Annotated in this window: 14 protein-coding genes and 2 pseudogenes; 6 read left to right on the top strand and 10 right to left on the bottom strand. The window is 69.2% G+C overall.

Annotated features, from left to right (window positions below; all coding sequences use genetic code 11):
- Positions 1 to 2: 2 nt before the first annotated feature.
- From N8I84_RS26835 to N8I84_RS26820, 4 genes and pseudogenes are all read right to left on the bottom strand, one after another.
- Entirely contained in the window at positions 3 to 6404 is a 6402-nt protein-coding gene (locus N8I84_RS26835; protein ID WP_263232054.1) for a DNRLRE domain-containing protein, read from the bottom strand.
- 169 nt (positions 6405 to 6573) lie between these two features.
- Positions 6574 to 7235: pseudogene (locus tag N8I84_RS26830) on the bottom strand (IS110 family transposase); the annotation flags it as partial.
- Positions 7236 to 7425: 190 nt separating this feature from the next.
- Positions 7426 to 7818 carry a hypothetical protein gene (locus N8I84_RS26825; RefSeq protein WP_263232052.1) on the bottom strand — a complete coding sequence of 131 codons (393 nt, stop codon included), beginning with the start codon at positions 7816 to 7818 and terminating at the stop codon, positions 7426 to 7428.
- Positions 7818 to 10334: a DUF4132 domain-containing protein gene (locus N8I84_RS26820; protein WP_263232051.1), complete on the bottom strand. Its 2517-nt coding sequence runs from the start codon at positions 10332 to 10334 to the stop codon at positions 7818 to 7820. Before N8I84_RS26820 ends, N8I84_RS26825 begins: the two co-directional genes overlap by 1 nt.
- A 1065-nt stretch (positions 10335 to 11399) precedes the next feature.
- Between N8I84_RS26820 and N8I84_RS26815 the strand changes: the two genes are divergently transcribed.
- Entirely contained in the window at positions 11400 to 13268 is a 1869-nt protein-coding gene (locus N8I84_RS26815) for an ATP-binding SpoIIE family protein phosphatase (protein ID WP_263232050.1), read from the top strand.
- Between the two features lie 142 nt (positions 13269 to 13410).
- On the opposite strand, the gene N8I84_RS26810 is transcribed toward N8I84_RS26815, so the two are convergent.
- The gene (locus N8I84_RS26810; RefSeq protein WP_263232049.1) at positions 13411 to 13899 is read right to left on the bottom strand and encodes a L,D-transpeptidase; all 489 of its coding nucleotides are present in this window, start codon (positions 13897 to 13899) and stop codon (positions 13411 to 13413) included.
- A gap of 578 nt (positions 13900 to 14477) precedes the next feature.
- Here N8I84_RS26810 and N8I84_RS26805 point away from each other — a divergent pair.
- Positions 14478 to 15017, top strand: a complete 540-nt coding sequence (locus N8I84_RS26805) for a hypothetical protein (protein WP_263232048.1) — start codon at positions 14478 to 14480, stop codon at positions 15015 to 15017.
- Between the two features lie 151 nt (positions 15018 to 15168).
- Here N8I84_RS26805 and N8I84_RS26800 read toward each other — a convergent pair.
- A pseudogene (locus tag N8I84_RS26800) lies at positions 15169 to 15387 on the bottom strand (tyrosine-type recombinase/integrase); the annotation flags it as partial.
- A gap of 145 nt (positions 15388 to 15532) precedes the next feature.
- Entirely contained in the window at positions 15533 to 16624 is a 1092-nt protein-coding gene (gene chvE / locus N8I84_RS26795; RefSeq protein WP_263232047.1) for a multiple monosaccharide ABC transporter substrate-binding protein, read from the bottom strand.
- A gap of 872 nt (positions 16625 to 17496) precedes the next feature.
- Here chvE and N8I84_RS26790 point away from each other — a divergent pair.
- From N8I84_RS26790 to N8I84_RS26780, 3 genes are all read left to right on the top strand, one after another.
- The gene (locus N8I84_RS26790) at positions 17497 to 18018 is read left to right on the top strand and encodes a hypothetical protein (protein WP_263232046.1); all 522 of its coding nucleotides are present in this window, start codon (positions 17497 to 17499) and stop codon (positions 18016 to 18018) included.
- Positions 18019 to 18103: 85 nt separating this feature from the next.
- Positions 18104 to 19810, top strand: a complete 1707-nt coding sequence (locus N8I84_RS26785) for a right-handed parallel beta-helix repeat-containing protein (protein ID WP_263232045.1) — start codon at positions 18104 to 18106, stop codon at positions 19808 to 19810.
- Complete coding sequence (locus N8I84_RS26780; RefSeq protein WP_263232044.1) at positions 19807 to 20214, top strand: hypothetical protein; 408 nt, start codon at positions 19807 to 19809, stop codon at positions 20212 to 20214. Before N8I84_RS26785 ends, N8I84_RS26780 begins: the two co-directional genes overlap by 4 nt.
- Positions 20215 to 20328: 114 nt before the next feature.
- Here the strand turns inward: N8I84_RS26780 and N8I84_RS26775 are convergent, their stop codons facing one another.
- The 3 genes from N8I84_RS26775 to N8I84_RS26765 form a co-directional block, all read right to left on the bottom strand.
- The gene (locus N8I84_RS26775) at positions 20329 to 22716 is read right to left on the bottom strand and encodes an MFS transporter (protein WP_263232043.1); all 2388 of its coding nucleotides are present in this window, start codon (positions 22714 to 22716) and stop codon (positions 20329 to 20331) included.
- 328 nt (positions 22717 to 23044) lie between these two features.
- Positions 23045 to 24151 carry an NAD(P)/FAD-dependent oxidoreductase gene (locus N8I84_RS26770; RefSeq protein WP_263232042.1) on the bottom strand — a complete coding sequence of 369 codons (1107 nt, stop codon included), beginning with the start codon at positions 24149 to 24151 and terminating at the stop codon, positions 23045 to 23047.
- A gap of 173 nt (positions 24152 to 24324) precedes the next feature.
- The gene (locus tag N8I84_RS26765) at positions 24325 to 24807 is read right to left on the bottom strand and encodes an SLATT domain-containing protein (RefSeq protein WP_263232041.1); all 483 of its coding nucleotides are present in this window, start codon (positions 24805 to 24807) and stop codon (positions 24325 to 24327) included.
- A 191-nt stretch (positions 24808 to 24998) separates the two neighbouring features.
- Between N8I84_RS26765 and N8I84_RS26760 the strand changes: the two genes are divergently transcribed.
- On the top strand, positions 24999 to 26348 hold the full coding sequence (locus N8I84_RS26760) for a beta-ketoacyl-[acyl-carrier-protein] synthase family protein (protein WP_263232040.1): 1350 nt from the start codon (positions 24999 to 25001) through the stop codon (positions 26346 to 26348).
- Positions 26349 to 26370: the final 22 nt, after the last annotated feature.

Genomic DNA, 26370 nt, shown 5'->3' with positions numbered 1-26370 from the left:
CATCACCCATAGCAAACCCTCGCCTGGTAACCGACATAACGCGGCACATAGGCGTCCCCGTAGCAGGCCTCCAGCCACGACCACCAGACAACGGTCCGGGCGAATGCCCGCCCGCCGCGCGAATAGTGGTAGTAGTGCATGACCTCGCCGACTTCGATGCCGATGTTGTTGTTGTGCAGCGCCATGTATCTGGAATCGTTGCCGGAGAAGTCCTCATGGCGTTGTCCCGCGGCGCGTGCGGTTCCCGCCCCCACATCGTAGGAGAGGAGTGCCATCCACAGGATGTGCTGGAAGGCATCGCCGTAGCTGCGGCCGTTCACGCTGCCGAAGAGATACGTGGCCTCGGAGCGTGCGGCGTAGGCGTCCGCTGCGATGTAGGAGCAGATCCGCCAGTGCCAGGGCCAGTAGCACCAGTGCCGCTCGGCCGAAGTGCTCTGCGCGATGTTGCCGTCGTCGTACCTCCCGCTCAGGTCGGTGCAGTTGACCGGGTCACCCGAGCAGTAGACGTAGTCGTTGGCGCCGCCGCCCGGTACGGGGTCGACCGACAGGAAGCGCCCGAGTGCCGGGTTGTAGAGCCGCGCGCCCATCAGTACGTCCTCGGTGGGCGTCTCGCTGGAGACCTCCTTGCTGCCGAGCCAGTCGTAGCGGGTGCTGGGTGTGGTGGCGATCGGGTTGCCGTACTCGTCGGTGGCCGTCACGGTCACCGACGCGCCCGCGTCGTTGATCGGCAGGGACATGGTGATGTCCCCGTGCAGATCGCTGAGTTGCAGGGTGATGTCGCCGTTCGACGAGGAGTAGCTGGCACCCAGATCCCCGGTGATGTCGGCGATCTGGCGGGTGTAGGCGCCCGATGTGGTGTTCTCGACGGTCCAGGAGGGAGCGCTGGAGGAGCCGTCGTAGTGGTTGGTCCTCGACGCGGTCTGCGTCCAGGTGCCGGTGGTGTCGGACTCGGTGGTGTAGGCCCGGATGCGGCCTGTCGGGTCGGTCAGCCAGGTGGACCTGCCGGTGCCCTTGGTCTGCTGGTAGACGAGGTCGTTGACGTAGTAGGCGGTGGTGGTGCCGCCTGGTTCGGCCGTGGTGCGGCCGAAGGCGTCGTAGGTGTATCCGCTGGTGACCAGCCGGTCCGCGCTGTCGTAGCTGTAGGTGGTCGCCGTGCCGCCGCTGGTGGGGCAGCTCGGGGTGGAGCCGTCGAGGGTTGTTGTGCCCACGGCGCTGGTCAGTGAGGTGCGGTTGGAGTCGGCGTCGAAGGCGTAGGTCCGCTGCGTGCAGGTCTTCGCCTGGCCCTGGATCGCCGTCTCGGCCACCGAGGTGAGCCGCCCGGCCGCGTCGTAGCCGTAGCTGTCGTCGACGCCGAGCCCGCCCGAGGTGGACAGCGCGTGGCCGGCCTGCTGCCCGCTCGCGGAGAATGTCGCCTGGTCGCTGACCAGCACGTTGCCCGACGAGTCGGTGTAACTTCGGGCGGTGGTACGGCCCGTGGTGTCCAGGGTCTGCTGCATCGTGACCGAGCCGGGCATGGCCTCGGTGACCAGGTTGCCGTCGGCGTCGTAACCGGCCGTGAAGGTACCGGCGTTGGAGTCGTTCTGGGAGGTGAGCAGGCCGCGCGGGTCCTGCGCGGTGTCGTAGGTGTAGGTGGTCGTGGACGGGGCGGAGTCGGTCACCTTGGTGGGCCGGTCCAGCGCGTCGTACTGGGTGGCCGCGGTGTTGCCGTCGGCGTCGGTCGAGCTCATCAGCCGGCCGAGCTGGTCGTAGGCCTGGCTGACGCTGCGCCCGTCGGTGCCACTGGTCGACGACTCCTGGCCGCTGCCCGGGTCGTAGTCGGTGGTGGTGGTCTGCACCGCTTGGCCGACCCCGCCGGTGATCGTCACCTGGACCGGGCGGTCGGCGCTGTCGTGCGAGGTGGTGGTGGTCCGGGTGACGCCGTTCGCGGTCTCGGTGACGGTGGCGACCGTTCCGTACATGTCGTAGGTGGTCGTGGAGGTCACCCGCTGGGCCGGGTTGGAGCCGCCGCCGGTGATGTTCGCGGCCGGCCCGGTCTGGCAGACGAGGTCCGCCCAGTCCGGGTGACCGCCGCAGGGAGCCGAGCCGGTGGCCGTGTAGTAGCTGGTCGTGGTCGTTCCGGCGTCCGAACCGCTGGAGGCGGGCAGGGACGTCGAGGTCGTCGCCCCCTGGCTGTTGTACGCCTTGGTCGTGGTGATGGCCAGACCGTTCGGGTCGGTGACCGACCTGACCGGCTTGCCGAGGGTCCAGTCGTAGTAGGTCTTCACGGTGCGGGTGTCGGCGTCCGAGGCGTATCCCGGGATGCTGATGCCGGTGACCGTCGTGGTGATCTCGTCGGCGACGTTGGCGCTGCCGTCGGTGGGCCGGCCCTCGTCGAAGGTGTTGTGGATGTGGGCCCGTGCCGCCACCGCGGTGCCCGCGGCGAGCGCGGCGGACGATCCGGAAGCCGTGACCGCGTGCTGCAGGGTGACCTGGTGGGTCGGCCCGTAGGTGTCGGTCTCGTCGAGACCGCTCGCGTCGTAGACGTACTGGGTGGACAGGGCTGTCGCGCGCTGGGCGGTGGTCATCGAGGACAGGCCCAGGGTGACCAGCTCGGCGTTGGAGCTTGCCGCGAGGGCCAGTTCGCGGTTGGACGCGGACAGTTCACGGACGGTCTTGCCGTCCCCGTCGTACTCGGTGGTGGTGATGTGGCCGCCCGGTGCGGCGGTGTTGACCTCACGTCCCGAGACGTCGAGGTAGTGCACGGTGGCCCGGGTGTAGTCGCCGGTGGCCAGGTTTCCCGCTCCGGTGTGGGACGCCGGGGTCTGGTCGGGTGGGAAGACCGCGGTCGCGTCGGTGGGCACGTCGCTCTGCGCCCATGCCGCCACGTCCGAGGTCCCCATGGCGTCGGGGCCGCCCGCGCCGGTGGTCAGCGGCACGTCGTACACCAGGTTCGTGGTGGCGGTGCCGTTGGTGGTCGACGCGGTACCGGGGGCCAGGGTCGGCCGGGAGGCGGAGAGCAGCCGGCCGGCGTTGCTGTCGCCGTCGGTGCCCGCGGTTCCGTAGGCGAACGTCCACGGAAGCCGGCCGGGCGGCGTCAGCGTGGTGACCCGGCCGGTGGTGTCGTAGGAGTAGGAAGTGACCAGGTGGGGGCTGATCCGGGGGTCCCAGACCTGGCGCAGCATGCCGCTCGAGTCGTATGCGTACTGGGCCACGACCGTGGAGGTCTCGGTGCCGTCGGCGGGGTCGGTGGCCCACAGGACGATCTGGTCGGCCTGGCCCGAGTAGTCGCCGAAGGTGCCGTTGGTCGTGCCGGTGGCCGTGGTGGCCGACGCGTAGTCGACTTCCAGCACACGGCAGCCGACAGCGGGGGTGGCCGGGGTCAGGCACGAGGCGTTCAGGTCGGAGACCGCGGAGGTGGGTGCGGCGATCCGGGCCGGCCGCATCAGGGTGGCGCCGCCCTGGGTCACGGCGTCGAAGCGGTACAGGCTGGCGTTGCCCGAACCGGTCGGCGTGGTCGTGGCCACCGTCCACACCCCGGCGGTGCTCGCCGACTTGGCGAACACCGTCACGGTGCCGTTGTCGTCGGTGAGCGTGTACTTGTCCGCCGAGCTGTTGTAGCTGAGGGCGTACGACTCCCGGCCGGGCTCAGGCGTCCAGGATCCGTCGCTGTTCTTGGTGAAGGCCACCTCGCTGCCGTCCGCCAGCACGAGCTGGACTGCGGTGGAGGTCACCGGGCGGATCTCGGTGTAGGCCGTTGCCGCGTTGGCGGTGACGTCGCCCATGGTCCACTGCGGTCCGAAAGGGGCGGCCAGTCCGGTCAGCGATCCGTTGGAAGGGTTCCGGGAGGAGCTGCTGCGGCCGACCGAGATGCCGAATGCCGACGCATCGGTGGCCGACAGCGAGTAGTCGCCCGTCGACAGGTTCACCGTCCCGGGGCCGACCTGAGAGGTCGCCGACTGCGAGGACAACCGGTCCAGGGTGAAGGTGACCGCCGAGGAGTCATAGGTCCCGGAACCCGTGGCGAACTCGCCGCGGACCTGCACGGACCCGTCGTCGCCAAGAGTGGAGGCGACATCCCACAGCAGGGACGGAGAGGCCCCGCCGACCATGTTGACCGGCCAGGCGGAGACGGGGTTGCCGCCGTTGGTCACATTCGCGACCGGGACCGTGGTCCACGCATCGGTGGCCGAGCGCCGGTACTGGAAGGTCACCGACTGCGCGGTGCCGGGCCCGGCCGCGGCCAGGGTGACCCGCTTGTCGGTACGGGTGCCGTCCTCAGGCGCGGTCACGGCTCCCGCGCCCGCGTTGAACTGGTAGGTCGTCGATGAGGAGAGGTTGCCCGCCAGGTCCCGGGTGGCGACGGTGAGGGTGTGCGAACCGTCGGTCGGCGGGGTGACCGACACCGTCACCGCGCTGCCGGTGGTCGCGGTGGTCGTCGGCATGTTCGCGTCCAACTGCCAGACCACGCCGGAGGTGTCGGTGCCGGAGGCGGGCGGAGTGATGGTGAAGTTGCCGGCCTGGCCGGCTCCGTTCGCCCACGCTCCGGAGGGGTAGTCGGTCGAGGAGACCGCCGGCGCACCCGGCTTGGTGGTGTCGACGGTGAAGACCAGGCCTTTCGGCACGGTCTGCCGGGCCCACAGCGAGCCGTCGTATCCCCACGGCCAGGCCGTGTAGGTGTGGCCGTCCACCAGCTTGCCGGCGGGCACGGTGGCGCTGGAGATGCCGCCCGAGTCCGTCCAGGAGCCGTTGAGGTTCGCGATGACCTGAGTGTTGCCGCCTCCCGTGGTGTCGTAGACGTTCCACTGGGACATGACGTTGCCGCCGTCGGCGTCCGTCACCGTGGCCTGCAGCTGCGGGGTGGTGGTGTTGCTGTACAGGGTGGTGGTGGATCCGGAGACCGCGGAGACACCGGGTGCCGCCGTCGGCGCGGAGGTCATCGGGTACGAGTTGTACGTCACCGACAGATACGGCACGTTGCTGGGCGCGTTGGCCGAGTAGAACCGCTTCCAGCTGTTGGAGTCGGTCTCGTTGGTCGCCCGGATGCCCATGTTGGAGTAGCTGTAGCCGTGGTCACCCGCGTACTGCAGCAGCGTGGTGGGATCGATCGACACCCAGCCGGCCGGTATGGAACCTCCGCAGGAGGACGGGTACCCCTTGGTCTGGGTGGTGGTGGCGTACTTCGTCGTCCACGCCGGCTGGTTCGACCAGAGGGTGCCGGAGCCGGCGGCGCCGGTCTGCCACAACTCCCAGGAGTTCTGCACACAGTTGCCGGACCAGTACTCGTACAGGTTCAGCGACGAGGACAGGATCTTGGTGTTGTCCAGCTGGGAGACCGGGAACTGCAGGAAGGAGCGGGCGACATCGGTTCCCGCGTCGTAGGTGCCCAGCTTCAGGTCGGTCGACAGGTACTCGGCCGTGGCGTCGGTGTTCTCCACGAACGTGTCCAGCACGGTGGACAGAGTTGCGGAGGGATCGACGGTGACCGGGTACCGGGTCGCAGGGTCGGCCAGGAACTTCGCGTCCGGGGTGAGGGTGAGGTCCACCGTGTCGCCGGACTGCTTCATCGACATGGACACCCGCATGCGGTGGGTGTGTTCCAGCGACTTGGCGTCGACCTTGGCGTCCCACATCGCCGGTGCGGGGATGCGTCCGGCGACCTTCCCGGCCGCGTCGGTGAAAGTGATCGATCCGTTCTTCGCCTGCTTGGCGGTCAGACCTTTGGCGGAGACCGGGATGGTGACCGAATAACCGGCCGCCGGACGGGACTTCAGGACGACGTTCTCCTCGAAGCCGGTCCGCGTCGCCTGGACGGTCACGTCCGTGCCCGGTGTGACGTCGGAGTACCGGGCGGTGTCGCCGTGCAGGGAGGGCTTGGGCAGTGTGCCCTTCCAGCCCACCGCGACCTTGTGCCTGCCCGTGCCCTGCACGGCGAGAACGGCGTTCTTGCCGCCGTCCGCCAGTCGCAGACCGTCCGGCTGCGCCTTGGGAGCGACCGTGCCGTCAGCGGCCGCCTGGAGCGTGGTGTTCACGTCGACCCACGCCTTGTTCCGCTTGAACCGGACCGGTGCGGCGTAGGAGTTGGTGGTCAGCGAACCGTCAGGGTTGGCCCAGGTCGTCGTCTGGGCGGTCAACTCGTCCAGGATCTCGACCTTGCGCTTGCGCAGTCGCGCCGTGGCGATCGCCGAGGCGAGGTCGGAAGCGGTGAGCGGGCCGTTGGCCTTTGCCCGCGTTTTCCCTTGTGGGATGTGCTTCTGCGCCGATTGTTGCCATTTGAGATTGTCCGCGACTGCCTGTCCTGTCCCGCTCACCGTCGCCGCCGCCTGTGCGGTGAGCGAGAGGACCAGCGTGCCTACGACGCGCAGACTCCAGTGCCGGGACAGCAATCTGGGTGGTCTTCGCCGGGGAATCCCAAGCCGACTGGGCATGGAAGACGCCTCCTTCGAGCCTCAGCGACTCCCTGTCGCCCGAGTTCGAGGAGAGATATATCTGGCCATGATCAGTTAGGACCATCCCTGAAATCGGCATGATCAGTTCCGGTTCTGACAAAGACTCGGTTCCCTTGGAGGTCGTTTTCACCTCTGAAGTGCGCTTTATTCGGTCATCGCCGATCCCGGCGAGTACACGGGCGCCGCCGAGAGGACCGAGGCCCGGGAAGCTGGTGATGCTTTCGGCGCCGGGGTGCCTCTCGAACGCTTCGGCTGTCGCCTTTGCAGGATCATCTGCACCGACACAGGCGGCATCGAGTTGCCGCAGAAGTGCCGGAGCCTTCTGGGCCATCGCCTCTTCTACGAGGGGAAGTTGGCGCATCTGCGGAAGCCGCAGAGCCGTGTGGAGCCGTGCCGCCTCCGCGTCGACGGTGTTCTTGCGGCCGGCCTTCTTCAGCAGTGACCGAAGCTGGGCCTTCGTCAGCCGGGAGGCGCGTTCGGGGGTGGGCGCGGCAGCCGGCAGGACGCGGGCGATGGGGTGGCACACGCCTTCGCGTCGTACGCCGACCGCGCTGAGGAAGCCGGGGAAGTACTCGCGCCGGGTGCGAAGTGAGTTCGTTGCCGGCTTGGGTGCGGTCCCAGACAGCGTCCTGCTGGGCTCTGGCAAGGATGGCGACGGCCTGGGCGAGTTCCGTGTCCGCAGGGAGTGCGCCGTGGGCAGCGGCGTCAGTGCGCAGGATGTGCGCGGGCACCGTGGCGTCGAGGTGGTCGGATTTCTTGCGGGAGACGCTGCCTGTCGCGGTAGCGTGCGGCTGCCATCGGGTTGATCGCGCCAGTCAGGTTTTGGCTGGTCGGCCATCACATCCTCCCCTCTTCCGCAGGTCGGGACCTGTCTGAACTTCTGCGCAGGAGGGTGCCCCTTAAGTACTCAGGACATGGGAACGCTGCCATCGCCGGTCTCAGTGGTCGATCATGTGCTCGGGCCTGGGGCTGGGACAGTGACGCTGCAAGGGCCGGTCTCTCAGCCGCCGACGAGGCTGAGGAGCTTGATGAAGACCAGGTCTGAACCGGCGGTGAGATCCACGACTTCGTCAAGGTCCTCGACCTGGCGGTCGCCGGCCAGTACGAAGAACCCGTTGGCCAGGAAGGCGCGCTCGGCGATCTCGGCCTGGCGCTCCCAGTCGATACGGCGGGGTTCACGGAGTCGGTAGCCGTTCAGCTCCGTCTCGGCGTCGTCGGGGCGGACGAGGCCATTGAAGCGGATGGTCGGGCGGGCGTTGTGCCGGGCGACCTCCTCACGGACCCGCAGCCTGATCAGCTCCCGTACGGTCATCCGGTCGGGCTGCCCGACGACCTCCCACTCGGCGAGCGGCTTTCCCGTCGCGGTCTCGTCCCGGAACGTCACGGTCGCCATCAGGCACCTCGCTTGATCTGCATGAGGATGGACTCGTCGGTGATCTTGGTGTCGGCGGCGAGCAGGAACGCCTTGCTGAGGATCAGGGAGAGCCGTTCGTCCTCGAACGGCAGGAACACCTTGGCGTCGCCCTTACCGCGTGACGGGACGATGCACAGGTAGGCGTCGTCCGGTTCCATCAGGATGTTCGCCGAGCCCAGATGGATCTTGTACGTACGCAGATCGCCGTGGACGGTCAGGAAACGGCCGTCGAGCGAGCACCGGCCGGCGATCTTCAGGCGCGGCAGGATCCGGTCCAGCGCCTCACGGCGGACCTCCGCACTCGCCGTCAGCGCACCGAACGTGGCCGTCCGCCAGTACCCGGCATAGCGGTCCTCGCCCCGGTCGGTCCAGTCGGGATCGGCGGCGATCGAGGTCACACCGACAAAGAGGTCCACGTCGCGCATCGCCTCGCTGAACACCAGCGGGGGCACCTCCGCCAGCGGAACCTCCCGCCAGCGCCGGCCGTCCCGCCGCTCGAAGCGGACCTGGTCCGTCGCGGCGTGCTCGAGCGCGTAGCCGCCGCCGTCGTCCGCGGCGGGCTCGTGGTGGAAGCAGGCCCGCCACCGGCCGTCGCCGAACTCGCCCCGCGCCTGCCCGTCGTAGCCGCCGTCGTACCGACCCAGGAAGTTGGCCTGCCAGCCGCGTTCCTTGAACAGCGCGTAGAGCTGCCGGTAGTGGACGATGTGTGCGGCGAACCGGTTGGAGTAGACGCCGGTCTCCTCCTCGGCCGGGGTGAGCAGGTAGATCTCCCGGAAGGCCTGTTTGAACGGCTGTCGCAGCCGCTCGGCGACCAGCCGCTCCCGCCACGCCCTGATGTCGTCCGTCGACGCCCGGATCGGATGCCACAAGCGGACGCGCTCGGGCTCGCCGGGAGGCTCGGCCATCGGCGCCACCGCACGCCACTCGCCGTCCGCGCCCTGGAACTCCCAGATCAGGCCGCGGACGAGAGTCCCGGTGACCGGATGGTCGCGGTAGTAGCGGCACCACTCGTCGTACGGCCACTCGCGTCCGGCCGACATCAGCGCCTCGACGCGGGCCCGCTCACCTGCCAGTGTCCCCCGCACCTCCTTGGCCAGGGCCTTCAACTCCTGGAGCTCGTCCGGGAAGCCGTCCTTCACCACCGCCGGAGCCGTGCGGGACGTCCCTCCGTCGGGGCGTGTGAAGGTGAGCCGCACGGTCGCCGCTTCCTCGATCGCCATCCGTACCCGGTGGCCGCCCAGCTCCTGTTCCAGCGAGCCGTCCGGCGCCAGGCCGTGGTCCGGCACGCTGCGCTCGATGAGCTGCTCCGCCGTGATGCCCTGCTTCCCGGCTGCCGTCACCAGCGCGGTGTCGAGCTGCTTGCGCAGTGCCCGGTGCTTGATCCGGGACCGCAGCCGCCACAGGGCCTTCAGAGAGCCCGGATCGCCGGTCTCGGCCAGCGCGTTGATCGCCGCACCCGCGAGCTTGAGATCCTCGATCACGCCGGTTTCGAGACCGCCGGTCCGCCCGGCGAGCGCGCCGAGGTGCTGCACCGCGACCGGGCCGCCGGTCAGCGCGGCCGCCCAGACGACGCCGCGCGCCAAGTCACCGTCTTTCTGTTGGACGACGTAGTGGTAGTGGTAACCGTCGTACAACCCGCCGGCGTGCGCACCGTTTCCTCTGCTGCACAGCGGATCGTCCTCGGCCAGCGCCCGCAGGACGTCGGCCATGAGGTCCCGCGCGGACGCTGCGTCGGCGAGCTCGAGGCATGTCCGACGCCACCGCTGCGAGGGACGCGGCCCGGACAGACCCGCCAGGTGCCGGACGAAGTCGGCCAGCTCCGGCGTCGGCAACGTGTTCGCACGGTCGCGCAACGGGGCGGCCCAGGGGGCGTACGCCGGGATCAGCCCCTCGGGAATGTGCGCCTCGTCCACGCTCGCGAGCAGCGCACGGAGGCGTTTGACGAGCGGCCCACGCATGTGCGCGGGAGCATCGCCGCTCATGAGCTTCGCGTGAGCATGCCGCAGCCAGGGCGCCACCGTACGGCAGCCGTCGACGCCGAGCCGCTCGGCGGCGTCCAGCGCCATCCCCAGGGAACCAGCGGACCAGAAGCCCATGTCGAACTCGGTGACGCGGAGCAGCATCACCGCGACCTCCTCCGGCGTCCAGCCGCGCACCCGGGAGACCACGGTTCCGATCTCGACGTCGTACCGCCAAAAGCCGGTGTCGTCGAAACGGGAGGCCAGCATGAGGCACAGGGCCGCGGCCCTGCCCTCCTCGTCCGAGCAGGTCGCAAGCCGCCCGTCGATCTCGGACTGGGTCGCCGCGCGTATCGCCTGGATTCGCGCGAATTCCCCCTCCGAGCCCCGCAACGCCGCGGATGCGTCCCACCGGGGCTCCGTCCGCTGACGTTCCAAAAGGTCGACGAGCCAGCGGACGCGGTCAAGCGCGGCGGACCTCACGTCGTCGAGCGAGTCGTTCCTACGGGATTCCGCCACCAAGGTGTCGTAGAGCATGGCGGGATGATGGCAGGGGGGACTGACAATGCGATCAACCCGGAGAATCCACGCGCCTGTTGAATCACACCGTCCCCCAACTGCCGACGGATGACAGCCGGTCCGCGTACGGCGTCGGGCGCGCGAGCCGCGTCAGGGAAGGCGGCGAAGCACCCGACGTCCAGACATGTGCCGGGGCACGCTGGGCAGCGGCGCGAGTCTGCACCGGCCGAGCCGCACCCGCCGGTGGAGACGAGGGTCGGGCTCCCGCCGGGCCGCCCACGGGCGCCTGTGAGGACAGCCGGCACCTACTGAGGTGCACCGGCCCAACCACCAGGCTCCGGCGAGCCCCGGTGCGTCCTGATGCAGGGCCCGGGAGCTGACTGCCGCCCGCCAGGCAGACGCAGGACAACGGCACACCCGCCGCCTCCGCCGCGTCACGCAGGGTCACGGGCTTCCCACCAAGCCCTCTCCGCGCCGAAGCCGGTCGCCCACGAGATGCCGCGTCGGAGACGCCGTCCACCCGCGTCGGAGACGCCGTCCACGTCCGCAGGCCCTTACCGAAGCAGGCCCTTACCGAAGCCGCCGTCACACGCTGGTCCGTGCGCGGCAGGGCTGCCGGTTCGGCAGCCCGGTGCCTGCATCAAATCAACCCGGACGGCGCTTGCGGCGCAGGGACCCCAGACGGATATGGACCGGCAGCGAGGTAGCGTTTAGTGTTATTTGCCAGATTTACGGGCCACCCGTCACGGTATGTGCAGGTCCGCGACGTACGAGTGAGCAGGAGACGAGTTGGCCGATGCGACAGCCAGAGCCGGGAGCCATCCCCGGCGGCCGGGGCTGGGCTTTCCGGCCGCCTCGTACAAAGCACTTCGTGGCGCGGAGACGCTGACGCTGGCTCTCAAGGCCACGGAGTGCCTGGACGGCCGGGGCGCATTCCTGCACTGGTGCGATCCCGCTGCTCGGCGACTGCGCCTTGTTGCGGCCAGTGGGTTGGCTGGGGAGAGCGCCGAGGCGTGGGCGGATCTCTCGGATGAGCAGGACGTGGCGCCCGTACGCGCCATGCGGTGCGGGGACTATGCCTGGATGGTCGGGGACAGCCTGGGCATCGGTTCAGCGGGCACGGCATCGGTGCCCCTGCTCGGTGCCGATGGTCCGATAGGCGTGCTGTCCGTGATCATGGAAGGGGCCGGCGAGCCCGACGAGGTGCAGCGGTCCTTTCTGCATTCGGTGGCGGGATGGGCCGCCGCCTGCCTGGAAGATCTGCCCGGCAGACTGCCGGTCCGCGGTTCGGCGGCCGGCTCTGAGCAGACGGTACGGATGGGCAAACTGACCTCGGCGCTCGCCGAGGCGCTCACCTCCCGGGAAGTCGTCCAGGCCTTCGCGGCGCACGTCCTGCCCCCGTTCGGCGCCGACGGGCTCATATTCTGGGCCCTCGAAGGCGGCCGGCAACGTGTGGTCGGCTCCGCCGGATACACGCAGGAATTCCTCGACCTGCTCGACGGGATACCGGTGGCCGACTACCCCGTGGCCACCGACGTGCTGGGGAATCGCACTCCCCGGTTCATCGAATCAGCCGCAGACTACTGCGGGCGTTATCCAGCGCTGGCGCATATCCCGTCGGCGGCCAAGAAGAACGCGTGGGCCTTCCTCCCCATGATCGCGTCCGGACGTTCCATCGGCATGTGTCTGGTGTCCTTCGCCCAGCCGCGTTCCTTCAGCGACGAGGAGCGTACGCTGCTGACCGCGTTGAGCGGTCTGGCCGGCCAGTCGCTGGGACGCGCCCGGTTGTACGACGTGGAGCACGCCCGGGCACAGGGGCTGCAGCGTGGCCTGCTTCCCCGGACACTGCCCCGCCTGCCTGCCGCCCGCGCTGCCGCCCGCTACCTGCCGGCGGGCCGGGGCGAGCAAGTCGGTGGCGACTGGTACGACGTGATCCCGCTGTCCGCGGACAGGGTCGCCATGGTGATCGGCGACGTCATGGGGCACGGCATCCCCGAAGCAGCCACCATGGGCCAGCTGCGCACCGCAGTGCGCACCCTCGCCGACCTGGACATACCCCCTGACGAGCTGCTCAGCCGTCTCAACGACCTGGTCAGCGACTTGGGCGAGGACTGCTACGCCACCTGCCTTTACGCCGTCTTCGATCCGATCACCCGGATGTGCTCGTTCTCCCTGGCCGGTCATCCCCCGCCGGTCATCGTCCATCCCGACGGCACCGTCCACAGGCCCGACCTGGCCGCCGACCCGCCGCTCGGGGCGGCCGAGCCACCGTTCGAAACGCACCAGCTGCTTCTGCCCGAAGAGAGCCTGCTGGTCCTGTGCACCGACGGGCTCGTCGAAACCGCCACTCAGGGCGTCGACCGAGGACTGGCCCGACTGCAACAGATCCTCGCCCAGCATGCGGTGCACATCTTCACCGCGCGGAACGAGGTCGACGACGTCCACCACCTCGACGACCTGTGCGACGCAGTGGTCTCGGCTCTGCTGCCCGACCATGGCCGGACGAACGACGACGCAGCGCTACTGATCGCCCACACGAGGGCGATCGACGCCGGTGACGTCGCCTCCTGCGTCCTCCCGGACGATCCCCGCGCGGCCGGGGAGGCCCGCGAATTCGTCCGCAGGCAACTGGCCGCCTGGGGACTGGACGATCTCGCGATCACCACCGAGCTGCTGGCCAGTGAGCTGATCGGAAACGTGATCCGGCACGCCAAAGGCCCCATCCGCCTGCGCCTGCTGCGCAGCAGCTCCCTGACCTGCGAGGTCTACGACAGCAGCCTCAGCACCCCGCGCATCCGCCATGCCGCCTACACCGACGAGGGCGGCCGCGGCCTGCAACTCGTCGCCGCCCTCTCAAGACGCTGGGGCGCCCGTTACCTCCGCGACGGCAAATGCATCTGGACCGAGCAAGACATCCCTGTCCCGAGTGAGAACCTCAGTCGGGAATGCTGACCACGCCGCTCGCCCGACTGCGGTCAGGCTGCTTGCCGGTAATCGTTGACAAGGCCGCCGAGCCGGTCGCCGCCGGTGCCGGACGGGCGGGCAGGATACCTGTGGGTCCCGGCTTCGGCGCTGAGGCGTGGGGCGTGGGGCGTCAGGGACCGCTCGGACCGCCGGCGAAGCCGCCGGTGTTCTTGACGATCACTGTGTCGCCGGGCCGGCTGAAGTCGTAGAAGCGGTGGGCGTCCGCCGTGCTCAGGTGGATGCAGCCGTGGGAGGTGTCGGCCCGGCCGATGGCGTGGTCCCAGGGCGCCGCGTGGACGAACACGCCGGCACTGGTCAGGCGTACCGCCCAGTGGACCGTGAGGGCGTAGTAGTTGGGATTGTGCGGATCACATGTGATGTTCGCGCTGCACGAGGTCATCGTGACGACCGCGTCCTTGCCCAGTACATGGAAGGTTCCGGACGGCGTAGGGAAGTCGGGCTTTCCGAAGCCCGCGGTGAAGGTCATCACCGTCCGGCCGTGATCCGTGACGGTCATCTGGTGGGTCGCCGCGTCGATCGTCGAAACGTGGCCCGCGGAGGCCGCCCGGGCGGTACCGGCGCCAAGCGTCAGGACGGCGGCCAGGGAACCGGCCAGCACGAGCCGGACGGCGTCACGAAGGTGTGGGCGTGCGACTTGGCGTTGCTGTGCCACTTCTGATCACCGCCAATCTCTGCACAAACCAGAATATTCTGACCTCTTCTCCTTATCGAGGCGGCTTCGCCCTGTCTCGCCCGGGCGCACCCGTCTGACAGGGTCCGCCAAGCCCGTCCCGGTTTCCGTGCAGCCGTGTGCGGCCCGAAGCGGCCGTATGTCGAGGACTGTGGACGAGGCGTGGACGGGATCTTGGAGCATTGCCGCAGGTCGCCAGCTACTTCTGGCTCTCCGCTTGGCTTGCCCTCAAGACTGGGCGGATAACACGGCCCCAGCCGTGAAGTCCGCAGCACCCGACTGCTTGGATCGTCGGCATGACGGACTGGTCCCGGCTCCACCACGCCTACGGCACGGCAGAAGACATTCCCGGCCTGCTCACCGCAGTGAGCCCGGCACCGAAGGATCCAGCTTGGACCGCGCTATGGTCCAGGTTGTGCCATCAGGGCACCGTCTACTCAGCAAGCCACGCAGCCTTGCCGGCTCTCCGAGACATGGCACGCCAGTGGTCGCCTGCGGACAGACAGATGCCGCTCTTGCTGGCCGGCGCCATCGCGGCCAGCACCGATCAGCCATACGGCGAGCAAGATCCCCACGTGGCCTACGCCTCGGAGATGTCCGACCTGGTGCGACTGACCGAGGAAGCTCTCCGGGATCCGGCCCTCAGCGACGACTCCGGCACTTACGTCTACTTGCTGGCCGCACTCCTCAGCTTCGAGGGGGTCGAGGTTTGGGGCGAACAGCTCGACGGACTGAACGACGATGAATACGAAGTCCCCTGTCCCGCGTGCAGTACAGAGAACTTCATAGCCTTCGGCGAGTACGGCATCTTTTCGACCACGGACAGCATGTACATGGACGACACCGTGGCAAAGAAGATCCCGCTGCAGCCGGCGAACCCCTCAGCCCTGGAGGGGGTGGCCGAAAGACTTCACAGGCGCGCGCTCGCCGACGGCCAGACCGATGTCGCGGATAAGTTGACGTACGTTTTCGGCAAAGCACAGTGCGCCGAGTGCGATGCGGTCTTCAGCGTCGCGGAGGCCATCACCACCCGCTGGGACGCGTGATCCACAGTGGCCGATCAGCGGCACAACGTGACCATCGGCAGCGCAAGACCGCAGGCGAGCCGCGCGGCTCAGCCGCTCGTTCTGTTTGCAGCATCGCCGCGCTGAGGCCCCAGGCGGCATGTCTGGGGCCTCAGCGCGGGTGCGGGTTGTCTCACTCGTACTCGCGAAGCAGGTCCTCGATGCGCCGGTCGGCGGCATCCCGCCGTCCGTCAAGGCATTTCGCGTATCGGGTCAGCAGGACCTCAACGCCGATCCCGGCACGCTCGGCGACCTCGGTGGGATCGACCCCGGCGTTGAACCACGTCGACAGCGCCGAGTGCCGAAGATCGTACGGCCTACTCGCGAGCGGCGAGGCCGCTACGGGCGGCGGGTGCGACCGGCGCTCTTCCTCGTACTGTCGCGCCGGGGCCGGCGAGTTCCCTGGGGACGGCGCAGTTCAGCCGCTGGCGAGCACCGTCGCGTACCCAGGGGCCGACGTCCCCGTGGGCGAGAGGGGCTCCGCCGTGGTCGTGCCGCTACTTGAGCTCGGCGGCGGTGTAGAAGCCGCTCAGGACCAGAACAAGGTTGTAGTTGGTCTTGTCGACGCTCGTTGGCTGCAGCAAGTAGGCGGGCACGGTCTTGACACCGTTGTTGTAGCCATATCTGCTGTTCACCTGCGGCGGCTTGTTGTTGAGTATGTCGACGACCATGGTTGAGGCGGCCTGGGCGAGCTGGCGGACGTCCTTGTAAATGGTCTGTGACTGCTGACCCGCGATGATCGACTTCACCGAGGGCAGTTCGGCGTCCTGACCGGTGATGACCGGGAGGGGCTTGCTGCCGGAGCCGTAGCCGTCCGACTTCAGCGCGGACAGGATGCCGATGGAGATGCCGTCGTACGGCGACAGCACCGCGTCGATCTTCCTGGTCCTGTACGACGTGGCGAGGATGCCGTTCATGCGCTTCTGCGCGGTGGATCCGTCCCAGCGCAGGGTGGTGACCTGGTTGAGCGCGGTCTGACCGGACCGGACGACCAACTGCTTGTTGTCCAGGTACGGCTGCAGGAGGTGCATCGCGCCGTCGAAGAAGTATTTGGTGTTGTTGTCGTCGGGGGAGCCGGCGAACAGCTCGATGTTGAACGGGCCCTTGCCGTGCTCCAGGCCGAGCTTGTCGATGATGTACAAGGCCTGGAGCCGGCCGACCTGGTCGTTGTCGAAGGAGACGTAGTAGTCGACGTTCTTGGTGCCGAGGATGAGCCGGTCGTAGGAGATCACCGGGATGTGCGCGTCGGCGGCCTGTTGGAGCACGCCGTTCAGCGACTTGTTGTCGATGGCCGCGATGATCAGTGCATCGACGCCCTGCTTTATCAGGTTCTCGATCTGTGAGACCTGGGTCTTCGGGTCGTTGTTGCCGTAGACCAGCTTGCTCTTGTACCCCTGGTCCTGTAGGTCCTGGACCACGCTCTTGCCGTCGGTGATCCACCGCTCGGAGGACTGGGTCGGCATGGCGATGCCGATGGTGCCGCCCTTGGAGCTGCCCTCGCTGTTCTGGCCGGAGCCGCAGGCGGACAAGGTGAGGGCGAGGGAGGCGGCTCCGGCGATGACAGCGAGGGCGGCTCTTCGGTCGTGCATGGTGATGGTTCCTTGTTCTGCTCGTCGTTGGAAGTATGACGGTGCGTCAGGTGATGTTGTAGGGACAAGCTGTGGAGCGGGGCCGGGCAGCCGGCGAGCAGGTCGAGAGCGTGTCGATCGCGTCGTATCCGCTTCCGGGCGATGTCCAGGTTCAGGTTCCGCAGGTGGGTGCTGTACGGGCGGGTCTCCGGGCGCCCTGGACAGAGCGGTGCGCCGCGGCGGATCGGCTCGGCGACCTCGTAGATCCGCACGTAGCCGCCGGGGGTGTCGGCGTCTTGGTGCACCGGTCTAAGGGGAGTGAACGACCAGCGGGTCTCGCTGAATTGGTGGCAAGTCAGGTCACCTGGCACGTTGCTCGAGTCGGCGCTCAGTCGCCTCGGTGTCCCTCGGATCGCCGATCAGCGCGCCGACGTGGTCTGTCATCCGGGCCTCGCCGAGTCTCGTGATCCCTTTGTCGGCACGCAGCTGTACGTGCGTCAGGCTGCACCACAATGCACCGGCCACGTGTGTACTGATTCCAGTGATACGCGGGACACTCGTCCTTCAACCGTTCGAAATATCGTCACATGTTCAGAATGTTGGCGTGACCCTAAGAGGGGGTGTGCGGGGTGTCAACGGGGCGAACGGGAACGGTTATGGAAAGGTGCTGGAGATCGTCTCGGTCTCCGACAGAACTTTGCGGCAGCGCCTCGTGCCGTCACCCCGCCCGGATGGGAGCGCCGCTGCCCGGCGAGATTGACGCCTCCAACCCCTCGCTCCCGCTCATCCGCTCCCGAGTGGGTCAGGCGAGGCCAGGCCCGCCCCCATCGACACAGGTTCGTCCTCGAAGACCACCTGGTGCCGCCGTCACGGGATGGCCCAAGCTGGCCCGCATGGATTGGTTGCCACTGCTCTCCACCCTGGCCGGGGCCACGATCGGCATCGTCGCCACTCTCATCGCCGATCGGAATCGGTGGAAGCGCGAGGATGCCAAAGACGCTCTTCGGCTGCGGCTCGACATCTACACGCAGTACACGACCACCGTGAAGGTACTCGGTGAAACCCTGCGGGCCTTGGCCGAGCGAGAGCACCCGTCCGACCACGAGCGGGCGCTTGCGCTGCGCGAAGCCTTTCGGGACTCAGGCATAGCCATCGCATCAGAACGGATGTGGCTCATCGCGCCCCAACCCGTCGTCAAGGCCTCCAACAGCGTGTTCCACTGCCTGCGAAGCATCTGCGACGGCTACGCCGACGGCACTGCCGTCAGCAGTCCGGAGGACCGCGCCCGCTGGGACGAACGCGGCAAAGCAGCCGCCGAGATGCGCAAGCTCATGCGTGAAGACCTCGGCGTCGGCCCACTCACCGAACGCCACAGCCCCGTGCTCAACGACTACAACAACCCCACGGCGCAATGATCGCGACCGTGACACCAACGTCATGAGACGGCACAACCAGTAGCTAGTATCGGTGGTTCCAGTGGGCCGCGCGTGGGGGGCGGGGATGGTCGCGAGGTACTTGGTCTCGCCGCACGGTGGGCGCCGCGCTTACCCCGACATCACCTCCGCGCTCGCTGCCGCGGCCAGACGGGGTCGGGCGGCGCTGGTCGAGATCGCGCCCGGTCGCTACGAGGAGGCGCTCACCGTCCAGGGCGAGGTCCAGTTGGCTGCGCTCGGCGATCCGGGCTCCGTGGTGGTGAGCCGGTCCCGTGGTCCCGTCCTCGACGCCTTCGGGTCGGTTCGTGTGCACGGTCTCGTATTGGTGGGCCGTGACGCCGACGTCGTCGGCTGCCATGCGGGAACGCTCACGCTTGACCACTGCGATGTCCGAGCGCACAACGGCGTCAGCGTGCACGCGAGGCCGAACACCTTCGTGACGCTGCGGGACAGCGTGTTCCTCCACGGCAGAGCCCTCTTCAGCGGGGCGAACGGGCTCGTCGAACGGTGCCGGTTCACCGACGCCACCGACAACGCGGTCGCGGTGATCGAAGGTGCCGACGTCTCGGTCCGGAGCAGTTGGATCGGGGGCAGCATGATCCATGGCGTGCGGGTCAGCGGTGCCCGTGCCCAGGTCACCGGGTGCGAGCTGACCGGCACCGGCAAAGCGGCCGTCATGGCGGACTCGCAGGCGGAGCTCACCGTGACCGACTGCGCGATCAACGCTGTGCACGCGGAGGGAGTCGCGTTCATCGAGCAGTCGAAGGGTTCCGTGGACGACACGCGGGTCTTCGACGCGCAGCACGGGATCGCGGTGGTGAGTGGTGCCGACCCTGTGGTGCGCGGCTGCGCGTTCACCGAGTGTCGCGACACCGGCATCAACGTCCACACCTCAGGCCGTGGCAGGTTCGAGGACTGCGAGGTCTTCGGCGCGGGCAACATCGCGGTGTTCTCGACCAAGGGCGGCGCTCCCGAGGTTCACGGTTGCCGCATCTCGCGCGGCAACGTCGGCATAGCCGTCACCGATGGCGGCAGAGGCCGCTTCACCCGGGTCGAGATCGAGGACCTGACGAGCGTCGCGCTGCGGGTCCACGACGAGGCCAGGGCCGTGTTCGAGCAGGTCCGCGTCGAGCGCTGCCCGTCGCACCTGGAGACACGGGGCAACGGCGGTACCACGGCCGACGTCGCCGACTCGGTGTTCCGTGATTTCGGCATGTCCGCAGCGGAGGTCCTGGGTCAGTCCCGGGTCACGTTGAAAGGGGTGTCGGCGGAGCGGGGAGTGGTGGGCTTCGGCGTCGGCGAGGAGGCTCAGCTGTTCCTGCATGACTGTGAGGTCACAGCGGTGAGCTCCTGTGGGGCTGTCGGGTTCGGCAAGGGGAGACTCGTCGCGCGGAACCTCACTGTGACCGGCTCGGAGGGCTTGGGACTCTGCGGGACGGACTCCGCCCGCCTGGATGTCATGAACAGCGAGTTCGTCGACTGCGCGACAGCGGGTGCGAGTTTCCAAGGCACGAGCGGCGGACGGCTGGTGGACTGTTCCGTCACCGGAACGCAGGGTGTGGCCGTGCTGGACAACGGCCGCGTCGACCTTGTCTCTCTCCGCACGTCGCTGCCGGTCGTCGAGCAGACCGCAGAGCCGGTCGAGCCTCCGCCGACGATCGTCAACCACTACGACGGCCCGGTGTTCAACGCCGAGGTCCACGGGGCCCAACTGGCATGGAACAACAACAACGTCATCCAGCAGCAGAACAACGAGGACGGTTCCAGCACATGAACGAGCCGCAGAACGTCAACAACTACGACGGGCCGGTGTTCAACGCCGAGGTCTCAGGCGCTCAGTTCGCCTGGAACAACGACACGGTCAGCCAGAACCAGCAGAACAACAGCGCTGTCGCCCCGGGCTTCGAAGCACTCGCCACGCTGGTCACCACCTTGCTCCGAGAGCTGCCCCAAGCCGGCCTCGCCGATCCCGACCGAGAGGATGCCGAGTCCGCAGCCAGAGAAGTGCTCGCGACGATCGCCCGGCCGGATGCTGCCGAAGACGGCAGGCTCCGCCGCGCGCTCGCCATGCTGAGGGGAGCTCTGGCCCCGGTCGCGACCGGAGTGGTGGCCGGTACGGCGGCGGGGGCACAGCAGTGGGCCCAAAAGGCGATCGAGGGTTTGACCGGCATCCTCTGATCAGGGATTGGCGTATCGGCTCGTTCGGCTACGGCGCGTCTCTCTTCGTGGTGTCCCGGCGGCCCGGACCGCCCCGTCGGACGGTCCGGGCCGGCCGCCGCCGTTGCCGGACCCCTACGCCTCCTCGTGCCCCAGCGACACGTCCACCTGCCGGCGCCCGCCCCCGTCGATCTTCACGGGCGTGACGACCGGCGGGTAGCCGCTGGCGACCACCGTGTACTCGTCGCCGGAGAGATCGGTGAAGGCGTACGTGCCGTCGGGGCCGGTGGAGCGGGCCGCGACGACGTTGCCCTCCGCGTCCAGCAGGGTGACCCGGGCGTCCTCCACCGTGCGGCCGTCCCGGGTGCGTATCGTGCCGCGCACGTCGACGGCGGGGCGGAGTTCGATGTCGTGGTGGATGCCCTCGGTCGTGACCGTCACCAGGGAGGCTGCCGGGCGGCGGCCCGGCGCGGTGACCGTGACCGCGTAGTCGCCGGGGAGGAGGTCGACGATCCGGTAGGCGCCGTCGGTCCCCGTCGTCGTCGAGGACGCCACGGCGCCGCGCTCGTCGGTGACGACGACCAGGGCTCCGGACAGCGCCTCGCCGCCCGTGTCGCCCACCGTGCCGGACAGGGTGCCCGTGCCGGCGGGCATGACCAGGTCGTAGGCGATCGGTGCGCCGTTCAGGGACAGCGTGGCGACCTGCGGCTGGTGTCCGGCCGCCGAGCCGATGAGCACCAGGCTCCCGCGTGCGGAGGTGTCCACGGCGTACGAGCCGTCCTCGCGCGAGGTGGCCCGGGCGACCTGGCGGCCCGTCGGGTCAAGCACCGTGATCGCGGCGCGTGCCAGCGGTGTGCCCGCCCCGTCCCGCACCTGGCCGCGGATCACGCCCGGACCGTCGAACTCGATCTCGGTCTCCGGACGGTCGGTTCCGAAGCCTGGACGGTCGGTTGCGAAGTCCGGACGGTCGGTGTCCCGGCCGCCGGTGCCCCCTGCGGCGGCGACGGCCAAGGGCTCAGGGGCGTCCGGGGCGGCAGGCGTGTCCGCGGCCGCCTGGGGCGTCGCCTTGCGGCGGAACAGCAGCACCGTCACCAGCACCGCGAAGACGAAGAAGCCGGCCGACCACCAGTACGCGGTGGAGTAGCTGTGCAGCGCGGCGTTCACCTTGACCAGCGGGTCGGTCATGTGGTGCTTCGCGTAGTCCGTCGCGGCGCTGGTGGCCAGCGTGTTGAGCAGCGCGGTGCTGACCGAACCGCCCACCTGCTGCGTGGTGTTGACGGCCGCCGAGGCCACGCCCTGGTCGCTCGCCTGGACGCCGAGCGTCGCGTAGCTCATGGCCGCGGGCATCGACAGGCCGAGGCCCGCGCCGATCAGCAGCAGGGGCGGCAGCACATGCGCGGCGTAGCCGCTGTGCAGGCCGAGGCGGGTCAGCCAGACCATGCCGCCCGCTGCCAGCAGCATGCCGATGGGCACGATCACCTTGGGGCCGATCTTCGGCACGAGCACGTTGGTGGACAGCTGCGCCATCACCATCAGCGCTCCCACCATCGGCAGGAAGGCCACGCCGTTCTTCACCGGCGAGTAGCCCAGCGTCGCCTGCAGGTAGTAGGTGAGGAAGAGGAAGACGCCGAACATGCCGGCGGACGAGATGAGAACGGTGGACAGGGCGGCGCCGCGGTTGCGGTCCGCCAGCACGCGCAGCGGCAGCAGGGGGTGCTTCGCCCGGGCCTGCCAGAGGAAGAACGCCAGCAGGAGCACGCCGCCCGCGGCCAGGAAGCCCCAGGTCATCCAGTTGCTCCAGTCGTGCGTCTCCGCGTTGGCGAAGCCGTAGACGACGCCGAACAGGCCGCCGGAGACCAGGATCACACCCGGGATGTCCAGCCGGGGCCGCTGGGCCGGGACCGAGCGGCTGATGAAGACGATCGCGCCGACCAGCGCGAAGACCGCGATGACGTCGTTGACGTACAGCGTCCAGCGCCAGTTCAGGTATTCGGTCAGCAGGCCGCCGAGGACCAGACCGACGGCGGCGCCGGAACCGGCGATGGCGCCGAACACGCCGAACGCCCTGGCGCGTTCCTTGGCGTCCGTGAAGGTCGTGGTCAACAGGGAGAGCGCGGCGGGAGCCAGCAGGGCGCCGAACAGGCCCTGGATCGCGCGCGCGACGACGAGCATGGTGAAGCCGTTCGCCGCCCCGCCGAGTGCGGAGGCCGCCGCGAAGCCGACCAGGCCGATGATGAAAGTGGTCTTGCGGCCGAACAGGTCGGCGAGCCGGCCGCCGAGCAGCAGCAGGCTGCCGAAGGCGAGCGAGTAGGCGGTGACGATCCACTGCCGTCCGTTGTTGTCGAAGCCCAGGTCCTGCTGGGCGGACGGCAGTGCGATGTTCACGATCGTGGCGTCGAGCACCACCATGAGTTGGGCGAGGGCGATCACGCCCAGCGCCCACCATCGGTGCTTCGGCTGGGCATGGTGGTGGGTCCGGCCGGAGTCTGTGGCCGGGGCGGCTTCGGTCTGGATGAATTCCATGTGATCCCTCTTGCGGGGCTCAAGGGCTCCGGGGTGGCTCAGTGCCTTCTACCTCGAGGCGGAGGAGGACGACGGCGTCCGTCCAGCGCTCGAGGTACGGAGTGTGGGCGTCGGTTCGTTCGGTGTTCGGCCGGTGTGCGGGGCGCTTCGGCGAGACGGCAGGGTCTCTCTGTCCGAAACGGTTTCGTACACCGTCCCGAGAGTAGGGAACCTCGTAGCGAAACGCAAACGTTTCGATCCTCGCCCGTTCCGCACCTCAGGCCGCGGTGTAGATCCTCGCCCGTTCCGCACCTCAGGCCGCGGTGTAGATCCTCGCCCGTTCCGCACCTCAGGCCGCGGTGTAGCCGAGCTGGCGCCTCATGTACGGGGTCAGGAGGGTCTTCGCCTTGGCCAGGGCGCTGGTGCGGCTGCCGAGGACGGCGGTTTCGCCGCCCGGCACGGGCATCACGGTCACTCCGGCGGCCGGGCCGAACGGCACGATGAGCGGGGTGCGGCGGATCGGCCGGTAGAAGCGGGGCTCCTTGCGGTGCCTGCCGGAACTCTGGAGATGCACGCGGATGTTGTGGGCGGCGATGTCCGCCTGCGCGAGTGCGGCAGGGGTTATCTTGAGCTCGCTGACGTCGTTCACGTCGCCGACCGCGAACACGTCCGTCCACCCCTCGACCCGGAGCGTCCGGTCGACCTTCACATGGCCGGCACCGTTGAGCCAGTCGCCGTGGCCCGCCAGCCGCAGCCAGAGCGTGTTGGGGGTGGTCCCGGTCGCCCAGAAGGAGAGGTCGGCGTCGACGACGTCGCCATGAGCGTCGCGATAGGTGCCGAAGGCGTTGCCGGGGGCCATGAAGGAGTCGAGCCGCACCTCCACGTCGTGGGACTCCAGCCAGGCGCGAGCCTTGCGGCCGGCCCGCGTGCTGCCCGTGGAGTGGAGCAGTTCCGGCCCGGCGTGGGCGAGCGTCACCCGGGCGTCCGGCCGGGCCAGGCGAATCTCGGCGCTGAGCTCCACGCCGGACGGCCCGCCGCCGACGACCAGGACGTGTTCGGCGGCGGCCACGTGTTGCTGGTGTCCGGCGAACGACTTGGCCGCCTCCTCGGTGGTGGTGCCGGTGAAGCGGGCCGGTTCGGGGTAGTCGGCGCCGGTGGCGATCACCAGCACGTCGTACGGCAGTCTTTCGCCGGTGGCCAGCACCACGTGCCGTTCGGCGGTGTCGATGCGGACCGCCTTGCCGACGACGACACGGCCGTTGCGCAGCAGCCGGTCGTACGGAATGAAAGGAGTGGCCGTCCACTCCGGGCGTACGCCGGCGCGCAGGGAGGCGATGCGGTGGAAGAAGACCTCCTTGCGGTCCACCAGCGTGACCCGCGCCAGGGCGTCCAGCCGTTTCGCCAGGCGGACGCCCGCATAGCCGCCGCCGATCACCACTACATCGCCGTCGCGCACGCCGAGCCTCCTGCCTGATGGGGGGTGCGAGTGCCGCACGGATGGGCTGTTCTCGGCCACTCGACTGCCGGGGCAGAGTAACGCTTGAAACCTAAACTTTTGATGCGGTCGCGTGCGCATTCCGTGAAGCGATGGTGTGGGCGGGCACCACCCGACGCGGGCCGGTGCCAGGGTCAGGGAAGCGTCGGCGAGCCGCTGTCCGAGCCGTTGCCGTCCAAGGCCGTCCCTTGCCGCTGCTGGACCCACTGCCGCAGTTCCTCATCGCCCACCTGCTCCACGGCGGCCAGCAGCTCCTGTCGCGCTCGCGTGTCCCGGTCGGACTCAGGGAGCAACTGGTAGCGGTTGACGGCTCGTCGCAGGGACTCGCGGGACTGTGCCGCCAGGACATAGCGGGGGCCGTGCCCGAACACCTGCCGGAACCCGGTGAAGAACAGGGCGCCGCCCGCGATGAGAGCGGTGAGCCAGGCGGGAGCATGGAGCCCCGCCGCCACCACCGTGGACGAGGAAGTGGCCAGGGCCCCCAGCTCGGTGACGCGGTACCACTTGCGGGCCGAGTCGCGCACCTCCTCGTAGAAGGCCAGCTCCTCCCGGGCGAGTGCGAGCACCGGGTCCGGGGCTTCGAGCCACGAGCTGGTGTTCGGTCTACGTCGGCGCATGGCTCCATGGTGTCCTATGGAACACCGCCGACGCCGACCCGAAGGCGGGAGAAGTACAGTGGAGTTGACCGACGGACAGCACAACCGGGCCTGGGGGCAGCAGCGTTCGGATCTACGGAAAGCTGCGTGGCACCATGCGCCCCTCCCCCTCTTCCATCCCCCGACCGCCACTGCTGGACGCCGGGTGCGGGTTGCCTCAGTCGGCCGAACAGGACGAGGCCCGCGGCCATCTCGTAGGCCACGACCCGAGCGCCCACCGGCCGCCCCTCGGTGCAACGCCGCGGCGGGTCCTCGTCACCGGGCTGGGAGCCGTCACCCCACTCGGTGTCGGCGTGGCCGAGTTGTGGCAGGGGCTTCTGGACGGACGGTGCGGGGTAACCGAGTTGACGGGTGACGACTTCGCCGGGTTGCCCGTCCGCACGGCCGGGACCGTGCCCGCCGATCCCGCCGCGCTGCTGCCCCGGCCGCGGGCGCGGCGGATGAACCGGGCCGCGCAGTTCGGGGTGCTGGCGGCACGGGAGGCCTGGCGGGATGCCGGGTTCGACCTGGCGGGCGCGGTGGACAGCGGGCTCGAACCCGAGCGCGTCGGCGTGTCCGTGGGGTCCATCCTCGGTGACGCTTCCGTGCTGGTCGGCGGTGACCGGGTGCTGCGGGAGAGGGGGCCTCGCGCGGTCTCGCCCCTCACCACCCCCATGACCGTTGCCTCCCAGGCCGCCTCCCAGATATCGATCGACCTGGGGATCACCGGAGAGGCGCGCACCGTGACGAGTGCCTGCGCTTCGGGGACCGAGGCGATCGGGCAGGCGATCGACCGGATCAGGTACGGGCACGTGGACGTGGCCGTGGCAGGCGGTGCGGAGGCGGTGGTGACGCCGGCGATCATGGCGTCTTTCGCCGCGATGCGGGCCTTGTCCCAGCACGCGGTGGGGGACGTCTCGCCCTCCCGGCCCTTCGCCAAGGACCGCGACGGGTTCGTGAACGGCGAGGGCGCCGGATTCCTGTTGCTGGAGGCGGAGGAGCACGCACGGGCGCGCGGGGCGCGTGTCTACTGCGAGGCCGCCGGGTGGGGCTTGTCCGCCGACGCGCACCACATGGCGGCGCCGGATCCGTCGGGCGCCGGGATCGTGCTCGCGCTGCGGCGGGCGCTGCGGGACGCGGGTGCCCGCGCTGCGGACGTCGTCCATGTGAACGCACACGCCACCGCCACGCCCGACGGCGACCTCGCGGAGGGCATCGCGCTACGGGAGGTGCTGGGCGACGCCGTGCCGGTCACGGCGCTCAAGGGTCACCTGGGGCATCTACAGGGCGCGGCGGGCGGTGTGGAGGCCCTGGCCACGGTGCTGACCCTGTACCACGGGCTCATCCCTCCGACGATCGGGGCCACCGCCCACCATCCCCAGGACTCCCAGGACCCGGAGATTCCGCTGGACGTGGTCCGCGGCCGCCCCCGCCCGCTCCCCTCACGCGGCGACCTGGCCCTGAGCAACTCCTTCGGCTTCGGCGGCCACAACGCCGTACTGGCGCTGCGGCGGGTGCGCTAGCTAGGGCCCCTCGTTCGGATCA

It is taken from the genome of Streptomyces cynarae (assembly GCF_025642135.1).
Lineage (GTDB): Bacteria > Actinomycetota > Actinomycetes > Streptomycetales > Streptomycetaceae > Streptomyces > Streptomyces cynarae.
This window is presented reverse-complemented; position numbering and strand designations above follow the sequence as displayed.

Bases quoted from the DNA above. Each gene is read 5' to 3' on its own strand.
- N8I84_RS26785 (WP_263232045.1), top strand. From the start codon at position 18,104: ATGGTCGCGAGGTACTTGGTCTCGCCGCACGGTGGGCGCCGCGCTTAC.
- chvE (WP_263232047.1), bottom strand. From the start codon at position 16,624: ATGCACGACCGAAGAGCCGCCCTCGCTGTCATCGCCGGAGCCGCCTCC.
- N8I84_RS26820 (WP_263232051.1), bottom strand. From the start codon at position 10,334: ATGCTCTACGACACCTTGGTGGCGGAATCCCGTAGGAACGACTCGCTC.
- N8I84_RS26790 (WP_263232046.1), top strand. From the start codon at position 17,497: ATGGATTGGTTGCCACTGCTCTCCACCCTGGCCGGGGCCACGATCGGC.
- N8I84_RS26775 (WP_263232043.1), bottom strand. From the start codon at position 22,716: ATGGAATTCATCCAGACCGAAGCCGCCCCGGCCACAGACTCCGGCCGG.
- N8I84_RS26815 (WP_263232050.1), top strand. From the start codon at position 11,400: ATGGTCGGGGACAGCCTGGGCATCGGTTCAGCGGGCACGGCATCGGTG.
- N8I84_RS26780 (WP_263232044.1), top strand. From the start codon at position 19,807: ATGAACGAGCCGCAGAACGTCAACAACTACGACGGGCCGGTGTTCAAC.
- N8I84_RS26805 (WP_263232048.1), top strand. From the start codon at position 14,478: ATGCCGCTCTTGCTGGCCGGCGCCATCGCGGCCAGCACCGATCAGCCA.
- N8I84_RS26765 (WP_263232041.1), bottom strand. From the start codon at position 24,807: ATGCGCCGACGTAGACCGAACACCAGCTCGTGGCTCGAAGCCCCGGAC.
- N8I84_RS26825 (WP_263232052.1), bottom strand. From the start codon at position 7,818: ATGGCGACCGTGACGTTCCGGGACGAGACCGCGACGGGAAAGCCGCTC.
- N8I84_RS26835 (WP_263232054.1), bottom strand. From the start codon at position 6,404: ATGCCCAGTCGGCTTGGGATTCCCCGGCGAAGACCACCCAGATTGCTG.